General features: G+C 43.3%; 16 protein-coding genes and 2 pseudogenes. 17 read left to right on the top strand and 1 reads right to left on the bottom strand.

The window, feature by feature from the left end; translation table 11 throughout:
- Positions 1 to 181: 181 nt before the first annotated feature.
- From DOT_RS11950 to DOT_RS11930, 5 genes are all read left to right on the top strand, one after another.
- Positions 182 to 652, top strand: a complete 471-nt coding sequence (locus DOT_RS11950; protein WP_009618812.1) for a GNAT family N-acetyltransferase — start codon at positions 182 to 184, stop codon at positions 650 to 652.
- A gap of 275 nt (positions 653 to 927) precedes the next feature.
- Positions 928 to 1,476 carry a hypothetical protein gene (locus DOT_RS11945; RefSeq protein ID WP_040411986.1) on the top strand — a complete coding sequence of 183 codons (549 nt, stop codon included), beginning with the start codon at positions 928 to 930 and terminating at the stop codon, positions 1,474 to 1,476.
- Between the two features lie 316 nt (positions 1,477 to 1,792).
- On the top strand, positions 1,793 to 2,122 hold the full coding sequence (locus tag DOT_RS11940; RefSeq protein ID WP_009618808.1) for a hypothetical protein: 330 nt from the start codon (positions 1,793 to 1,795) through the stop codon (positions 2,120 to 2,122).
- Positions 2,123 to 2,526: 404 nt separating this feature from the next.
- On the top strand, positions 2,527 to 3,405 hold the full coding sequence (locus DOT_RS11935; RefSeq protein WP_009618806.1) for a group II intron maturase-specific domain-containing protein: 879 nt from the start codon (positions 2,527 to 2,529) through the stop codon (positions 3,403 to 3,405).
- Between the two features lie 173 nt (positions 3,406 to 3,578).
- Positions 3,579 to 4,550 (top strand): DUF3658 domain-containing protein, encoded by a 972-nt coding sequence (locus tag DOT_RS11930; RefSeq protein ID WP_009618804.1) that lies wholly within the window; start codon positions 3,579 to 3,581, stop codon positions 4,548 to 4,550.
- Between the two features lie 419 nt (positions 4,551 to 4,969).
- On the opposite strand, the pseudogene DOT_RS11925 reads toward DOT_RS11930, so the two are convergent.
- A pseudogene (locus DOT_RS11925) lies at positions 4,970 to 5,440 on the bottom strand (transposase); the annotation flags it as partial.
- A gap of 312 nt (positions 5,441 to 5,752) precedes the next feature.
- Between DOT_RS11925 and DOT_RS11920 the strand changes: the two are divergent.
- The 12 genes and pseudogenes from DOT_RS11920 to DOT_RS11870 all read left to right on the top strand — a co-directional run bounded on the left by DOT_RS11920 (position 5,753) and on the right by DOT_RS11870 (position 16,362).
- Positions 5,753 to 5,950: a hypothetical protein gene (locus DOT_RS11920; protein WP_009618799.1), complete on the top strand. Its 198-nt coding sequence runs from the start codon at positions 5,753 to 5,755 to the stop codon at positions 5,948 to 5,950.
- A gap of 541 nt (positions 5,951 to 6,491) precedes the next feature.
- Positions 6,492 to 6,626: a hypothetical protein gene (locus DOT_RS32355; protein ID WP_282433457.1), complete on the top strand. Its 135-nt coding sequence runs from the start codon at positions 6,492 to 6,494 to the stop codon at positions 6,624 to 6,626.
- Between the two features lie 128 nt (positions 6,627 to 6,754).
- Entirely contained in the window at positions 6,755 to 6,955 is a 201-nt protein-coding gene (locus DOT_RS11915; RefSeq protein ID WP_009618795.1) for a hypothetical protein, read from the top strand.
- 152 nt (positions 6,956 to 7,107) lie between these two features.
- Positions 7,108 to 7,386 carry an OsmC family protein gene (locus DOT_RS11910; protein ID WP_009618793.1) on the top strand — a complete coding sequence of 93 codons (279 nt, stop codon included), beginning with the start codon at positions 7,108 to 7,110 and terminating at the stop codon, positions 7,384 to 7,386.
- Between the two features lie 516 nt (positions 7,387 to 7,902).
- Positions 7,903 to 8,511, top strand: a complete 609-nt coding sequence (vanX, locus tag DOT_RS11905; protein ID WP_009618782.1) for a D-Ala-D-Ala dipeptidase VanX — start codon at positions 7,903 to 7,905, stop codon at positions 8,509 to 8,511.
- Between the two features lie 33 nt (positions 8,512 to 8,544).
- Positions 8,545 to 9,906 carry a UDP-N-acetylmuramoyl-tripeptide--D-alanyl-D-alanine ligase gene (murF, locus tag DOT_RS11900; RefSeq protein WP_009618780.1) on the top strand — a complete coding sequence of 454 codons (1,362 nt, stop codon included), beginning with the start codon at positions 8,545 to 8,547 and terminating at the stop codon, positions 9,904 to 9,906.
- A 140-nt stretch (positions 9,907 to 10,046) separates the two neighbouring features.
- Complete coding sequence (locus tag DOT_RS11895) at positions 10,047 to 11,174, top strand: peptidoglycan bridge formation glycyltransferase FemA/FemB family protein (protein WP_040411983.1); 1,128 nt, start codon at positions 10,047 to 10,049, stop codon at positions 11,172 to 11,174.
- A 37-nt stretch (positions 11,175 to 11,211) separates the two neighbouring features.
- The gene (vanW, locus tag DOT_RS11890; protein ID WP_009618776.1) at positions 11,212 to 12,036 is read left to right on the top strand and encodes a glycopeptide resistance accessory protein VanW; all 825 of its coding nucleotides are present in this window, start codon (positions 11,212 to 11,214) and stop codon (positions 12,034 to 12,036) included.
- Between the two features lie 71 nt (positions 12,037 to 12,107).
- Positions 12,108 to 13,141 (top strand): annotated as a pseudogene (gene vanI / locus DOT_RS11885) (D-alanine--(R)-lactate ligase VanI).
- A gap of 256 nt (positions 13,142 to 13,397) precedes the next feature.
- A complete protein-coding gene (gene vanR, locus DOT_RS11880; RefSeq protein ID WP_009618771.1) occupies positions 13,398 to 14,096 on the top strand; it encodes a VanR-ABDEGLN family response regulator transcription factor in 699 nt (232 codons plus the stop codon).
- On the top strand, positions 14,086 to 15,204 hold the full coding sequence (locus tag DOT_RS11875; protein WP_040411982.1) for a HAMP domain-containing sensor histidine kinase: 1,119 nt from the start codon (positions 14,086 to 14,088) through the stop codon (positions 15,202 to 15,204). Before vanR ends, DOT_RS11875 begins: the two co-directional genes overlap by 11 nt.
- 93 nt (positions 15,205 to 15,297) lie before the next feature.
- Complete coding sequence (locus DOT_RS11870; RefSeq protein ID WP_009618767.1) at positions 15,298 to 16,362, top strand: D-alanyl-D-alanine carboxypeptidase; 1,065 nt, start codon at positions 15,298 to 15,300, stop codon at positions 16,360 to 16,362.
- The last annotated feature ends 102 nt before the right edge of the window (positions 16,363 to 16,464 follow it).

Here is a 16,464-nt window from a genome sequence, read left to right as displayed (position 1 = left end):
TCGTATAACAGAGTGTTCCCAAAATCTGAGAGAAGATGAAAGTAGTAACCAGACTTCGGGAATACGCAAAACGTTACATGACATACCCACATATCGGAGTTGTCTTATTAGCTAAAATAGATTAAAGGGTCGTACTCACAGGTCATGAATGGTTTCTCAAACAGAAAGGAGGCACCTCATTTTGATAATACGAAAAATAGAGAAATCCGACTACACACCGATTATTTCTGTCGTCGACGAATGGTGGGGTGGCCGTCACATGGCGGACATGCTACCAAAACTATTCTTTAGACATTTCAAAGATACAAGTTTTATTGCTGAGGTCGATGGAGACCTAGGAGCATTCTTAATAGGCTTCATATCTCAAAGTCACTCAAATGAAGCATATATCCATTTCATTGGTGTTAATCCAGAGTACAGGACAATGGGGCTTGGCCGGAAATTATACTTAACTTTTTTTGAAAAAGTGGTAACAAAAGGCTGTAACATTGTTCAATGCGTGACCTCGCCTGTTAACACAGGTTCGATAGGTTTTCATACTCGCATGGGATTTAATATTGAAAAAGGGGACTGCCAGATCAATGGGGTTTCAGTACACTCCAACTATGATGGCCCTGGAGAGGATAGGGTACTATTTTTCCGGCAATTATGATTGCATTATTGAGTTAAGATTGGGAGAGTGTGGATACATCACATAACAGAGGGCTTGCAACATCGGAGAAAATATGAAGGTATTAACCCGACGTCGCAAACCCTCGGGACGTTAGGCGACAGACCATGCGGGAAGCAGGGCGTCCATGCCCGGATTTGGAAGGGATTGCCGTTAGAGTTTTAATTAATGTGTACTTGTAGGATTATGTACAATAAATTGACTGTACAAGGTGCTAATATAGTTCAATTTCAGTCGGTTATGGAGGGTGACTTTTAATGCGACGAATTAGTTACATATTATTATTTGTTTTTCTATGTATGGTTCTTAATGGCTGTCAAAAAAGTGAACAGACCGGTATGCTCTTACAACTTGGAAATAAAGTTGAAAACAGTCTGATTGAAGCAGTTCCTAGTGAGTCAATAGACACTAAAAGTATGACAAAACTTGACAAATTTTCATGTGATTATGATTTAGATAATAACGAAGAGAAAATTGAACTATATACGGCTGCGAGACGAAATGAAAAGGGAGAAATTGGGTGGAACGATGGGCAGAACTGGTTATTGGTTGTATGGGATGGTCAAAAAGCTTACCCATTATTATCAGAATATGTGCAGTTGGGTTCAGTTTACTTTACTGTTTCTAAAAACGGTATAGAGGATGCTTCAAAGGAAATTTCACATATCAACGCAATTATAAATATAGGTACCAAATTTTCCGTAACTACTTATTCTTTCAATAAGGATAAGGGCGGATTTGTTGGAGGGATTGTATATAACTCGAAGGATACCAACTTTGTCCATACCTCAATACCAGATTATTAATGCTTTCATGGCAGAACGGCATCATTCTTATTTAATGCATCAATACTGGTCGGAGGGACGTTTAAGGGACTCCCGTCCATGGTCGTCTCTGAATTACGGGGCATGGTCCGCCGCCTAACAGAGTGTTCGCGACACTTTGCCAATATGAAAGCGGTTCGGACGCATCGCAAACACTCGAAACGTTATGCGACACCATACGCAAGAGGTCGCAAGCTCATGGGTCAGTTTTCTGGAGAATGACTTATTAAAGAGAAAGAAGTTGTAGTTCATGAATAGGACAACCCTTAATCGAATTATCATTTACTGTTTTCTATTAATGATTTCATTAGCTTATGGATATTATTTACAATCTGAAAATTCTACCATGCTTCTTTTGGTTGCTTCAGTTGCAAGTGCATCAACAATATATTTGTCGATATATTGGGGGGTAAGGCTTGGAAGACTTCGACTCAAGAAAGAAAGTAAGCTCTACAATTTCATCGAAAAGAAAATTAATGTTCCAACAAATGAAATAGTTGTTCACTTAATTTTGATTCTCATTTGTATAGTAACTACGTCATTTTTCGATTCAAATTATGCAACTGGTAATACAGTTCAAAAAAGCAGTATCGATAGGGCGCTATTAGTAAATATTCAAAAGAAATGAGGTAGAACAGATATTAAATCTATTATCCAGATTAACGGTAAGTATATTATTACATTCGATGATAACAGTAAAAAAGTTATACCTGTTAATAAATAGTCCCATGATACAGTTGCTGCGAGAATGCGTAACTGGGGGCTTGAGGAGAGGGGATAGCAAATTCTAATTATTTCTGCGATGTAAAGTGCAATCATACGGAAAGCACAGGAGTAGGTGCAGGAGTAGGCGGTTGAGCGGGTGAGGCTCCGGGGGGCGTATGGCATCGCATAACACAGAATTTAGCGCCACTTAGCCAATATGAAAGCAGCAAGACGCGGCGCAAATTCTTAAACGTTATACGACACATTGGGTCGGATTGGTTAGCTAGGATTTGCTTTCTTGAATTTCATTCTTAAAGAAGGTGTAATATGAGCAAAAGAAAGAACAAATATCTTGGAAGTTGGACGGAAACGAGAGCGAAGCCTATAGAACTTGCTTTTTCACCTTTGAACTTGCTTATCCTTCTCGAACAGGCTAGTAAAGGACAAGATGGAGAGTATAATAATCAAGATATTGCTAATTGGTGTTTGCAATATTGGGAGAAATATTTTGAAGATGAAACCATCTCAAAGGAAATACAGAAACTAAAAGGCAATAGCGTTAGTGCAATAATAGACAAACTCAATCCCATTATTAGAGGCATAGGGAACTATTGGTCGCCTTCGGTCGCAAAACAGACGTATTCATATATGGACCACCATGTCTGGGAATGTACGTTCATATTTTTAAAATATCTACATCCAAAGAAAAGCAAAACTTGGATAATAGATAGATACTACAAACCGGATATAACGGGACAAAGCAAAAACCGATGGATACTGACCGACCCGAAAGAGCGTAAGCAACTCACAAAAATGTCTTGGATACCGATAGTCAGGCATACACTTATTAAATTCAGAGCAACGCCATATGACGCTTGCCTTAACGAATACTACGAGAATAGGGACGAAAAGGAGTTTGACAGAAACTGTATTAAAAGCAAACAGAAACTGGCTAAAATTCAGAATTATAAATGCCCTATATGCAGAATGAGTATTACAGATTTCAGTGAGAAACTGGTAGTGAAAGAAAAAGTACCAGTGATACAGGGCGGGACAAGGAAATACAATAATTTGCAGTTAGTCCATGGATATTGTAATAGACAATATCCTAAAATGTACCCGTCAAAAGGTGAGCTTTCAAAAGAACATCAAATACAGGAAGGCTTTAAAACCATAAGACAACTGAGATTGGCGGAAATATCATAAAGACAGACGGATAAATGAGAGCTTGAGCTGTATGTCTTGAAAGGGACACGTACAGTTCATAGGCGAGAAAGAGGGAGCAATCCCTCCGACTTAGCCGACAGGTTACCCAGAATTTATTCAAGGATAATCCGATACCGATATATAAGCAAATATGGATTTGAGAGGAGGATAATATGATTGAAATAGTATTTAGCGATAGTGCTTGTGGAAGTCTTAAAATGGCACAGCACTATGGCGAGGGGAAATATCAAGGTGGGTGTATTGGCGTTATCGTTAGTCACGCGGATGGAAGGAAGCCAACTAAAGAGGAAGTTGAAGCTGCCCGACGAGAAGCAAAAGAAAAGGCACGCTTAGCGTGGGAGAGTGCTACCCCCTTGGGTGGAAATACAGCAGACATCTATGGATTCAACTTGGTGCTGAGCGTTGGAGATATTTCGGAGAATCAACCCGGTATCAAGCGGAAGCAGACTTTGGAACACATATACAGCGTTTTTCCGAATGACGAGGGTTATCAGGCGGCTCAGGAAATGTTTAAAAGGGTAAAAGAAGATCTGAAAACGGTTCAGGAACGCGCAGCAGTGGGAGAATCCCTTCGAATCTGGTACAGCAATCAGCCTGATGAAATGTGTGGATTCTATTGGTTCATGGGGCAGTTGAATCAGTGGAAAGTGCATGGTAAACAAGTTTCAATTGTCAAGCTCCCGGAATGGGAAGCTGACGAAAAAGGAAATATCCTGCAGAAAAGCAGCTGGGGTGAAGTTGGTCCCGGAGAATGGCATCGGTATCTTGCCTTGCAAAAGCCTGTGCCACCGGTATTTGAAAAAAGCTGTGCAACTCATTGGCAAGAGCTTCAAAGGGAGAACGCACCTTTGCGGGCCACGCTGAATGGACAGTTGCTCAGTGCACCGGAAACCCTCTATGATGACTTTATCTTTCGTGAAATCGCAGCAGAAGGTGAGGAATTTCAGGAGGCAAAGGTTATCGGGCGGGTGATTGGTAAATATCAACTTGGAATTGGTGATTCCTGGGTCGCATTCCGTATAGAAGAAATGATTCGTGAAGGTAAACTTGAGGCTTTGTCTGCGGTTCCCGAAGATATGCCAGTCTATCATCGAGTGTTAAAAAAGTGTACTTACAGATTATGAGCACACTGGACATTTGAAAAACAATAATTCAATTTCCCATAGCGAATTATCCGAAGTTAGGGGACGAAAAAAGAACTCCTAAAGGAGCTTGAGTATGTTAGAAAGTATACCTTGGATGATCCGATTTCCCTAACTTTGGATAATTATCTAGAGATTTATGATGTTCATTGACACAGAAAAAGCCAATGATCGAAATCAGTGGCTTAAAAAAGAGTACTTATATTATTAGTAAACAGAACATCATGAATCTCGAATTGCACTAAACCGCGATGATCAGTGAAGAGTTCTATGGGGATTGAATTCCTAATCTCTTGGTAATTTTAAGGACTTTGATTTAAAACATTACACAATATGCATCTTTAACTTTCAAATATACTGATTTCAGACATAGGGTCCCCCTCCCCATAAAGGGCAATTTTTTAAACATATGCAGTTCGGATAGTAATAGGGGGAGATTTGCCTAGACTCATACATCGTCTAGGTTCTTCTGATCCGCATTTGGGGCATTTATTCAAATCTTTTCCTATGAGTTTCTGGATAAGTTGGAGGGTTGAAGACTTCTCCTTCATAAATAAAGGCGTATGGGTAAGTTGTTTACAAAGCTTGAGCTTAGTGGTCTTGTTGCGATTGCCAAGCAAACCATAGTGTCTAATTTTCATAAAGCCACTCGGTAAGATATGAATAAGAAATCTGCGAATAAACTCTTCAGCGGAAAGAGTCATCACTTTTTGTTTACTGTTGTCTTTGTAGTCCCGCCATTTGAAGGAAACCGTATCCTTTTCAATGTTCATGATGCGCTTATTTGATATAGCCACCCGGTGAGTATAACGACCTAGATATTCAACAACACAAGCTGCGGTTTTAAACGGCGGTTTGCAGTAAACGATCCACTATACATTGCTGCCCATTTTAGCACAAGCAAAGCACCTGTGCCGAGGGTGAAGCGAGTATAACGGAAACGTCGCCAGGAAGCAGACTGTGCGGCTTCACGTAGCAGGAGATCAGCCTATTCCTGACCCATGCAACGGAAAGGAACGTTAATGGGTTCAGGTGTTAGGATTCAGCAAATAACGAAACATAGCGCATGTGTAGGGTAAATAAAACCTCGCATGCGTTTTTTAATTTCCCCTATAAAAGCAGACGGCCGGACCGGATCATGACCCGGACCTTGCCGCTGCTTGAAATAGGGGGTATAGATTAGGATGTTGGACTATAGAAAGATGTATTTTCAGCTTGCGGCAAAAGTTGCAGATGCCCTGGATATCCTTTTAAAAGCACAGCAGGAGGGAGAAGCGGAATTAATGAATGAAGAGCGGTTTCCTGGGTTCAAAGTCCTGGCCATTAAAGATGAAGACCGGCATAATCAAAAGCATGGGGTGATTTTGCTAAGGATGATTTGATAACCAAATGACATAACAGACTGGAAAAGCGAAGTGCCAGGTAATAGATTGCTTGGCATTTTTTTGCGATAGTATTTCAAGGCAGAGTTATCCGAATCGTCGCTCCAAGGCACGTGGAGAGTATAATTACGATGACGAATTGCGGTATGAAGGGCAAAGAGGAATATCAATTAACTGCCCAAGTTATTTGTATGAAAAATGCAGTATACAATAATTTCCTTGACAGTACGGGTTTGCCTATGTTACCATACTTTACATAAAGAAAATAGTTACATGAAAGGAGGATTACAATGTATTGTCTGAAAAGCTATAATCTCAATCAAGTTAATGCCGTGGTGAAACCACAGGAATCAAGCATGGAAGTCAGCGTACATGGTCTTAATCCTCTATTTATGAAATGTAGAAGTCAATGATTATTATTTAGCATTTTATAAATATAAAGGCGGTTAAGTCACAAAAAGCTAGGACTTAACCGCCTTTATATTTTTAGACTTTTCGTATTGCACAAAAACTATACAAAATATGAAGGGAGGATTAACAAATGATCCGGTTGGAAGCGCTTGGCTCAAAAAAATTAAATAACAATCAAATTGGAATAAAACCAGGTATGGGTCACTGCATACATTGGCTTAATCCTCTATTGCTTAAATGCGGGAAACAATTGTGTCCGGTATAAGGGTTATAATTAAGAGCATTTATCAGGAGAGTGGTTAAGTCCGATGAAAAGGATTTAACCACTCTCTTTTTATATAAAGAGAGTGTTCAGCCCGGGAAAATTAACATTATTTTAGTGAGGTGTTCTAAATGATCAAGTATTACCGTTACAAAGAGAAAGATGAAGTACTGTATAGATATTGCAAGGATGAGGGGTTGGATTATCTGTATCTACTTAATGAGCTTCGGAATGCGGAAAGGATGAACGGATTTTATGCAAAACTTTTAAGAAAGCTGATAACGAGTTTACGTAAGCGCTTTTGTTCGGACGGCTTAAACCCCAAGACGTAGGTATGCGCAGCGAACTGCTGCCCACGGAGCGTTTGAACACGTCCGGGGCATCGTTGGCAACCACTCGTCCTTTGTCGATGTTTGACTAAAATTTTCGAGAAATTAAATGTGAAATTCAGCGGTTTTGAGGTAAATATGAGGAGGAGTATGCAATGCAGAAGGTATCAAGCGTGTGGCAAGGCGGCCCCAAAAATAGTGTTTTTTTTAATCAGGATATTAATTTGCAAATTGATGAGAAAGGACCGAGACCGACAGATCTGCTATTGGCAGGGTTAATCGGCTGCAGTCAGGGGGGTTTCTTGGAAATTATTGAAAAGATGAGGATTAAGGTCAATAGCATTAGCATGGAAGTAGAGGCAGAGCGGGAATCCAAACCTCCAAACCTCCGAAGCTACGAAAATTGCTTTAAACTATCATATAGAAGTGAATGAAGGCTTGGAATCTAAAGTGGTCAAAGCGATAAAGCTTGTCGAGCAGTATTGTACTGTGTTTAACATCATGAAATTAAGCGCTGACATTGAGGTGTCATGTTATATAAATGGGGTAAAACAACTCATTGATTAGATAATTAATTAAACTGAATGCTGTATGTACATGCGGAAGACAAAGGGACTGTCGCACTAAGACAGCCTGAAAATAATAAAAGACGGTGACTGGCAGTGTCAGAAGCCGTCTTTTGTCGTATTAAGTTATTGAAACGATCTTCCCTAAACAATAAAATGGGGAACACCTCAGAGTCTGCCAGATATATCGTGCATTTTATCAGCTTAAGAAAAGAATAAGTGCTTCGAAAGCACTTATTAAGATTTTGCTAAGCTAAAATTTCAACATCGCCTGCCTAATTTCGATAGGATGAAATTGTCGAATCGGACAGGCTTTTTATGCGCTAAAAGCAAAGAAGAATGTAACATCAATAATAAATCGTTGACATTGAAAGGAGAAAGACGATGAAACATGATTTTGTCTTTGTAGACGAGTTTGTATCAGGAATACGCTGGGACGCTAAATACGCCACATGGGATAATTTTATCGGCAAACCGGTGGACGGATATGCAGCCAATCGAATTGTCGGTACGAGAGCTTTGTGCTTAAGTCTGGAAAAAGCACGAGAAAAAGCCTCATCCTTTGGCTTTGGCTTGCTTCTTTGGGATGGTTATCGCCCTCAAAGTGCCGTAGATTGTTTTCTGCGCTGGTCAAAACAGCCGGAAGACGGCCGGACGAAACTGAAACACTATCCTAATATTGACCGATCCGAGATAGTAGCAAAAGGATATGTGGCCGCTAAGTCGGGTCACAGCCGGGGCAGCGCAATTGACTTAACACTTTATCATTTAGCTTCCGGAATACTTGTGCCAATGGGCGGCGGCTTTGATTTAATGGATTCGGTCTCACATCATGGAGCAAAAGGAATCACACAAGCCGAAGCAAGAAACCGTCAATACCTTTGTTCTATCATGGAGGCCAGCGGTTTTGTTTCCTACGATTGCGAATGGTGGCATTACACACTGAAACACGAACCATATCCAAATACTTATTTTGATTTTCTCATCGCCTAGTTGAGCCGGAAAACTGTGAGGTGCTTGTTTACAATGGAAATGACGGTACAGAAAATCGTCGCCGCGTGCGGCGGAAAATTACTCTGCGGGAACCCGGATACGCTGGTGACCTCGGTGGTGACCGACAGCAGGGAGGTGGCCGGCGGTTCCCTGTTTGTCCCCCTCAAAGGAGAAAAGACGGACGCCCACACCTTTCTGCACGCCGCATTCGCCTCGGGCGCGGCCACGGTGTTGACCCAGGAGCATACGCAGACGGAGGCGGAAGAAGCCTGGATCGCGGTGGATTCGACTCAGCCGGCGCTCCAGAACATTGCCGCCGCCTATCGACAGAGATTTCCCATCCCTGTCGTTGGGATCACGGGGAGCGTCGGGAAGACGACGACGAAAGAAATGGTTGCTCTGGCACTCGCCGCAAGATACAAGGTGATGAAGACGAGGGGAAACCATAACAGCCAGATCGGACTGCCTCTGATGATGTTCGAGTTTTCCGGGGAACATGAAGCGGCGGTGGTGGAGATGGGGATCAGCGATTTCGGCGAAATGGCTTGCCTGGCTCGGGTCGCCGAGCCGAAGTACGCCGTTATGACCAACATCGGTATTACCCACATCGGCCAGCTCAAAACCCAGGAGAACATCCTGGGGGAGAAGCTGCACATCACCGATCGGTTCACACAGGGTTCTGTTCTGTTTTTAAACGGGGATGACCCCATGCTCGCCGGCCTCCGCGGAAAGACAACCTATGAGACCGTCTTTTACGGCAGGGCGCCCTGGTGCGATTTCCGCGCGGAGGGGATTACGGTTCAAAAGGAAACCACCACTTTCCGCTGCCTTGCTCCGGGGAGAGAGTGTGTCGATGTGAACCTGCCGGTACTTGGTATGCACCATGTTCTGGATGCCCTCGCCGGTCTTGCCGTGGCGGAGCGGCTGGGCGTACCCCTGGACCGGGCCGTCACCGCCCTTGGGGATTACCGCCCCCTGACCATGCGCCAGCAGATTTACCATGTCAATGAGGTTACCGTCATCGACGATTCCTACAACTCCAGTCCCGACGCGGCCAAAAGCAGCCTGAGCGTCCTTGCGGGGTTCCGGACCGGCCGCAGAGTAGCCGTGCTGGCGGATATGCTCGAACTGGGGGAGTATTCCCGGCAGGCGCATTTTGAAGTCGGTGTCTGCGCCGCGGAAAAGGGAGTCGATATTTTACTCACCGTCGGTCCGGAGGCGAAAGCCGTGGCCGAGGGCGCGCGCTCCGTCCGGTCCGGGATCGACTGCCGCGTTTTGGACAATAACGATCAGGCCGCAGCGGAGTTGAAATCCTTTCTGTCTTCCGGCGACGCGGTTCTGGTCAAAGGCTCCCGCGGCATGCATACGGACGAGATCGTCCGTGCCCTGCTTTAGCTTCCCACATCTCTGAAACTGATTTCAAGTTTCTGAACATGCTGAGAAACAGAACTGGCAGTGCTCCGGAGAATACCATCGGCAACGCAGCAGGGCAACCAGGACAGTTCGTCCAGACAAAATGGAGTGTAATTTTCTTGATGTTAAAAGTAGATAAAATAAGTGAAGAAATCTATTATTCCTTTATTTCTCAAGCAGATTTAGGCAATTTTATGCAGTATCCTTCCTGGGCCAAGGTCAAAACCGAGTGGACCAGCGATTTATTGGGGTGGTTTACCCCGGATAAGAAATTGGTAGGGTGTGGTTTAGTTTTATACCGGAAAATGCCCTGCCTTAACCGGTACCTGGCTTATTGTCCCCGCGGCCCGATTATTGACTGGCAGAGCTCCAACCTCAAGGAATGGTTTGAACCATTTCTTGCTTATTTGAAGAGCAAGCACGTTTTCAGTGTCAAAATCGACCCTCCGGTAGTACAGGCAAAATGGTCTACTCCTATAATTAAGAAGTTTTTAGAGCAAGCTCGAGAACAGGGCAGCTCCGGTAAAGTTTTGCGTGATTTGCCACCTGATGAGGACTACGCAACGGCCCAACAGGTGCAGCAGCAATTACGGCAAATCGGTTGGCAGAAGCAGGGAGGTGATACGGGTTTCGCCGCGACCCAACCCGAATATGTTTACCGCCTGCCCTTAAAGGGGCGCAGCTTGACTGAGATCTTCGCCTGTTTTCATACCAACTGGAGGCGCAACGTTAAAAAGGCTGAGCGGTTAGGCGTCAAGGTCCGAGTCGGGACAGAACAGGATTTACCGGCTTTCTACGAGCTGCTGAAGGTAACTTCAGAACGGGATCAATTCAAGGTGCGTACTTTCTCCTACTTTTCCAACCTGTACCGGTCATTAAAGGCTGAAACAGCCGACCGTATTAATCTTTATCTGGCGGAAGACGAAGAGGAATTATTGGCTGCAACCTTAGCTGTCCATTCCAACTTCCACTCATGGTATCTTTACGGGGCCAGCAGCAATGTGAAACGGGAGAAGGTCCCTAATCATGCTATCCAGTGGCGTATGATTCAAGATGCTTATCAGCTTAAGGCCCACACCTATGATTTTCGAGGCATTAGCCCTACCCTGGATGAATCTGACCACCTGTTTGGGTTGTTGCGATTTAAATTGGGCTTTGGAGGTGAGGCCTGTGAAATGATCAGTGCTTGGGACTACCCCCTGCAGCCTTTATTACACCGGGCTTTCCAGCTGTATTTAAAACGGCGGTAGGGTGGTGAAACCATATTCCTGAAAAGGGGTCTCAGACATGAAACGAAAAAGAATGACTCAGATTTTTCCATTCATATTGCCGTTGCGCAGGACACAAAGAAAATTATTCTTCTATGCTAAGATGTACTTTGACCGGAACCACTATGCAAAAGCAAAGGCTTCGGAGTTTTTGCCTTTTTGCATTTATGAAACCAAGTCGAAGCTTCTCAATGAGAATACAGGCTTTGATATGAAATATCAGGAAAACAAGGTGTTTAATCTGCGTCTTGCCGCGGAGACTATTAATGGCTTGGTCATACGCCCTGGTGAAACATTTTCATTTTGGCAGCGTGTGAGATATGCCGAGAAAAAAGAGCGGTATAAGGACGGTTTGTGCGTGGTGAATGGCAAATTGGTCACGGTCCCGGGAGGCGGTTCGTGTCATCTCAGCAATTTGCTGTTCTGGTTGTTTCTGCATACACCCCTCACTATTGCAGAACGGCATCCTCATCAGCTTAAGGATTTTCCTTCTCCTGATGAGGATGAACCGGATGGTGTGGACGCTACGGTCAGTGAAGGGTGGCTGGATTTAAAAGTCAAAAACAATACCAATCTTACCTTCCAAATTGAAATATCCATCAATAGGCCTAACTTATACGGCCGTATTTTTGTGGATCAGGACAAAGGGTATTGTTACGAGGTCATTAATCGGGATAAGAGCTTTTTCAAAAAAGACGGGAAAATCTTTGAGCAAGTTTCTGTTTGTCGGCAGGTGCTGGACAGCAAATCCCAACAGGTTGTTTCCGAAAGCCTGCTTTATACGGATGTATTTGAAATCGGGTATTCGCTTCCGGAAGGAACGGTTATCCAAGAAGAAAGGTAGTGATTCTCCACAGTGAGATACTGTTGAAAATACTATTATAAATTGCTTGAAATTTGAAAGGAGAAAGCAGCATGGATAAGTTGAAAATCGCAATTATCTTCGGAGGCTGTTCCGAAGAACATCTCATCTCCGTTAAATCTGCGCAAGAGGTCGCCAAAAACCTTGATCTCGAAAAGTATGAACCCTTCTATATCGGGATTACAAAAGATGGTGTTTGGAAGCTTTGTCACTGTCCTGAGGCCAATTGGGAAAAGGGCAGTTGCCGTCCGGCTATACTGTCACCGGACAGAAGTGTACACGGATTGCTTGTTCTGGTCAAGGACAATACAAAACGATTCGATTGGATATGGTGTTTCCCGTTCTGCATGGTAAACTTGGCGAGGATGGTGCGATGCAAGGTTTGTTGGAGCTTTCCGGCATCCCCTATGTAGGCTGCGATGTGCAAAGTTCTGCTCTGTGTATGGACAAATCCCTTGCTTATATCGTCGCTGGAAAGGCGGGAATTGGGACGCCAAATTTCCGGACTGTCACGGCAAAGGAGACTATTGATGCCGACGGACTTTCTTATCCCGTTTTTGTCAAGCCGGCCCGTTCGGGTTCATCCTTCGGCGTCAGTAAGGTATGCCGAAAAGAAGAATTGCGGAGCGCGGTGGAAACCGCAAGACAATATGACTCGAAGGTGTTGATTGAAGAGGCTGTCGCCGGCAGCGAGGTAGGATGTGCCATATTAGGGAACGATCCGGAGTTGATGGCAGGCGAGGTAGATCAAATTTCTCTGTCCCATGGTTTTTTCAGAATCCATCAGGAGAATGAGCCTGAAAAGGGTTCCGAAAACTCAACATTCATCGTTCCCGCCGGCATTTCGGCAGAGGCGCGCTTGTTCGTTCAGGAGACAGCAAAAGCCGTCTATCGCGCCTTGGGGTGCAGGGGACTTGCGCGGGTGGATATGTTTCTGAAGGAAGATGGAAAAGTAATCCTTAACGAGGTTAATACGTTGCCCGGTATGACCTCATATAGCCGTTATCCGAGAATGGTGGCGGCCGCAGGGTTGACCTTTGCCGAAGTGATCGACCGGATTGTGGCATTGACATTGCAAGGAAAATAATGCTTCAAGTTTAGGTTAAGGGACAGTTTGCCGCTAGGGCAGACTGTCCCTTGAAGTCTCTAAAAACTCAGGGAATTATGCTTAAAACTCTTGCTATTGACAAAATTGATATTTATAGTTTGGTGTGAAAGACTATCAGTAGTGCGATATTCAGAAAATCTTAAGATTTTCATAAGTAAAAAGCTATAAAATGAAATTATTGCCTCGCGGTATAATAATTATGGAAGTATATGCTTAGAGAAAGAAGATGACACGTTTGGCTAACAATATTTTAATCGTTGATGATGAACAAGCAATTGCCGATTTAGTTGAAGTCTATTTAAATAATGAGAATTATACTGTCTTTAAATTTTATAACGGCAAGGATGCTCTCAACTGTATTGAAAATGAAAAACTGGACCTCGCTATTTTGGATGTCATGCTTCCCGATGTAGACGGTTTTTCAATCTGCCGGCAAATCCGGGAAAAGCATAAATTTCCGGTGATCATGCTGACAGCCAAAGAAGAAGAAATCGATAAGATTACCGGGCTGACCTTAGGTGCGGACGACTATATCACCAAGCCATTCCGTCCATTGGAACTGATTGCCCGTGTCAAGGCGCAGTTGCGGAGATTTACCAAATATAATTCTGCGGAGGTCAACCAGGAAGAACACTTGATTGCCTTTTCCGGCTTGGTACTTAACATGGATACCCATGAATGTACGCTGAATGAAAAAAGGCTGTCTCTCACGCCTACGGAATTCTCCATTCTTTGGGTCCTTTGTTCTAATCGCGGACGGGTGGTCAGTTCGGAAGAATTATTCCATGAGGTATGGGGAGACAAATATTTCGCCAACAGCAATAATACGGTCATGGTTCATATTCGGCATTTAAGGGAAAAGATGGAGGACAGCGCGGAACATCCTAAATATATCAAAACGGTCTGGGGGGTTGGCTATAAAATTGAAAAGTGAGAGAGATAAAAGAAGGAATGATTATACAAAATTAAAAAGGAAAGTATTTTTTCAAATGCTTCTGATTACAGTTGCCGCCGCTGTGACTGTTTATCTATTGCGCAATATCCTGCGTGGACAGATCGGAGATCGTATCGTTCAATTTTTAGTCCACACTTTTCGTTTTAGAAATTCGGACGCACAGACAATCTATCAATTGGTGATTCGCAACAATATGTACACAATCCTTTTTGGTGTAATTCTAATATCTTTAGTTATTTTTTCTGTTTCCTGGTTTACTAAATATTTCGATGAAGTCAGTGCCGGCATGGATAAACTTGCTGAGGAATCCAATGCTGAAATTACCTTAGCACCGGAATTGGACTTTATGGAAAATAAGCTTAATCAGCTAAAAAACAACTTGGAAAAACAAAAGAAAGCCGCCCTTGAGGCCGAGCAGCGCAAAAATGATTTAGTCGTTTATTTGGCTCATGATATCAAGACACCTCTGACCTCTGTTATAGGATACTTAAGTCTTCTCGATGAAGCTTCTGATATGCCCCCTGAACAGAAGGCAAAATATGTAGGTATTACCTTAGAAAAAGCTTATCGCTTAGAGCAGCTTATCAATGAGTTTTTTGAGATCACCAGATTTAATCTGCAAACCATTGTTTTGAATAAAGAAAAAATCAATTTACAGTTCATGCTCCAACAGATGGCTGATGAATTCTATCCAATGCTGACTCCCCAGGCAAAGCAGGTGTCCGTCAATGTGCCTGACGGTCTCATTCTGTGGGGAGATGCCGACAAACTGGCCCGTGTGTTCAATAACATTCTGAAAAATGCCCTGGCCTGTAGCTATGAAAACAGCGTCATTGACATTTCTGCTGAACAGCAGGACGAAACTATTGTCATAACCTTTACGAATCAGGGAAATCCCATCCCGCAGGCCAAGCTGGCAACTATTTTTGAAAAGTTTTACCGCTTAGATTCGTCACGTTCCACAGATACCGGCGGAGCAGGGCTGGGTTTGGCAATCGCCCGGGAAATTGTCACGGCTCACGACGGAACAATCTCTGTGGAAAGCAACCCGGAAAATACGACATTTACAATAAAGCTTCCATCATAAGAAAATCTTAAGAAGTTCATAAGTTGGAATTCCAACATAGCTCTTTGTTCTGTGGTTGAATAATATCAGCACTGAATAAGGAGCTGGTTTGTTATGGTACGAAAAGTTAAAAAGAGAAAGTCAGGAATAGGCAGATTTGCAGTACTTCTGTTGACAGGTGTCATGGCAGCTTTTGTTTATAAATCCATCATTATTCCGGGATACCACCTCATCTTTGAGAATGACGATAAAACAATGCCGGTTCCATCGTTGAAACTAGAGACTGAAACCTCTGTTTCCATATCTCCCGGTGAGCTGAACAGCCCTAATGCGATTCTGATCAACTTAAAAGATCATACCATCCTGATGCAAAGAAACAGTGAAATGAAAATCTATCCCGCTTCTTTAACAAAGATGATGACAGACGTTGTCGCCATAGAAAACTTGCCTGATTTCAAGAAAAAAATCACACTTACCAATTCTGTATTTCAGGGCCTGTCAAAAGCAGATGCATCAATGGCAGGTTTCCAGCCGGGTGAGAATGTAAGGGCGATTGACCTTTTATATGGGGCCCTGCTTCCTAGTGGGGCGGAGTCTTGTGTTGGGCTTGCTGATTACATTGCAGGGTCGGAGAAGGACTTTGTAAGGATGATGAATCAAAAAGCGGCAGATCTCGGCATGCACAACACACATTTTGCGAACTCAACCGGACTCCACAATGAAAACCATTACACAACAGTTAAAGATCTGGCTCTTCTTCTCAGCTATGCTTTGCAAAACGATACTTTTCAGGAGATTTTTACTTCATCACGCTATTCCACACAACCTACGAATAAGCACCCTGACGGGATAAGCTTTTACAGTACCATGTTTGAAGAACTTAACAATCAGAGCATCGCCGACGGGAAAATCTTAGGAGGGAAGACAGGCTACACCGCTGAAGCGGGTCTATGTCTGGCAAGCCTCGCTCAAGTGGGTAACCAAGAATATATTATGATTTCAGCTGGTGCGAAAGGGGATCACAATTCGGAACAGTATAATATTACCGATGCCTTAGCTGTATACAACAGTTTAGGAAAAAATGATCATAACGTTAACTCTGCCAAGGTACCTGGAGACGATTTGAGGCAACGTGATAAAAGGCGGTTAAACAATCCTACTTTGCAACGACAACGGTAGTTATCTCAGTTCTGAGGTAAAAAGGGTACTGAGCAAAGGAAGAATCATTTAGGAAAATAATAAGGTTTTCATAAGAATATATTAAGATTTTGAATAGTCCTA

Source organism: Desulfosporosinus sp. OT (assembly GCF_000224515.1).
In the GTDB taxonomy this organism is placed as follows: domain Bacteria; phylum Bacillota; class Desulfitobacteriia; order Desulfitobacteriales; family Desulfitobacteriaceae; genus Desulfosporosinus.
Note: the sequence above shows the minus strand (reverse complement) of the source record. Positions and strands in the feature narration are given on the sequence as shown.

What these genes read in the sequence shown, in the direction of transcription:
- DOT_RS11945 (WP_040411986.1), top strand. Translation starts at nt 928, where the DNA reads ATGCGACGAATTAGTTACATATTATTATTTGTTTTTCTATGTATGGTT.
- DOT_RS11895 (WP_040411983.1), top strand. Translation starts at nt 10,047, where the DNA reads ATGTTAAAAGTAGATAAAATAAGTGAAGAAATCTATTATTCCTTTATT.
- DOT_RS32355 (WP_282433457.1), top strand. Translation starts at nt 6,492, where the DNA reads ATGATCCGGTTGGAAGCGCTTGGCTCAAAAAAATTAAATAACAATCAA.
- DOT_RS11910 (WP_009618793.1), top strand. Translation starts at nt 7,108, where the DNA reads ATGCAGAAGGTATCAAGCGTGTGGCAAGGCGGCCCCAAAAATAGTGTT.
- DOT_RS11915 (WP_009618795.1), top strand. Translation starts at nt 6,755, where the DNA reads ATGATCAAGTATTACCGTTACAAAGAGAAAGATGAAGTACTGTATAGA.
- vanX (WP_009618782.1), top strand. Translation starts at nt 7,903, where the DNA reads ATGAAACATGATTTTGTCTTTGTAGACGAGTTTGTATCAGGAATACGC.
- vanW (WP_009618776.1), top strand. Translation starts at nt 11,212, where the DNA reads ATGAAACGAAAAAGAATGACTCAGATTTTTCCATTCATATTGCCGTTG.
- DOT_RS11935 (WP_009618806.1), top strand. Translation starts at nt 2,527, where the DNA reads ATGAGCAAAAGAAAGAACAAATATCTTGGAAGTTGGACGGAAACGAGA.
- DOT_RS11870 (WP_009618767.1), top strand. Translation starts at nt 15,298, where the DNA reads ATGGTACGAAAAGTTAAAAAGAGAAAGTCAGGAATAGGCAGATTTGCA.
- DOT_RS11930 (WP_009618804.1), top strand. Translation starts at nt 3,579, where the DNA reads ATGATTGAAATAGTATTTAGCGATAGTGCTTGTGGAAGTCTTAAAATG.
- DOT_RS11940 (WP_009618808.1), top strand. Translation starts at nt 1,793, where the DNA reads ATGATTTCATTAGCTTATGGATATTATTTACAATCTGAAAATTCTACC.
- murF (WP_009618780.1), top strand. Translation starts at nt 8,545, where the DNA reads ATGGAAATGACGGTACAGAAAATCGTCGCCGCGTGCGGCGGAAAATTA.
- DOT_RS11920 (WP_009618799.1), top strand. Translation starts at nt 5,753, where the DNA reads ATGTTGGACTATAGAAAGATGTATTTTCAGCTTGCGGCAAAAGTTGCA.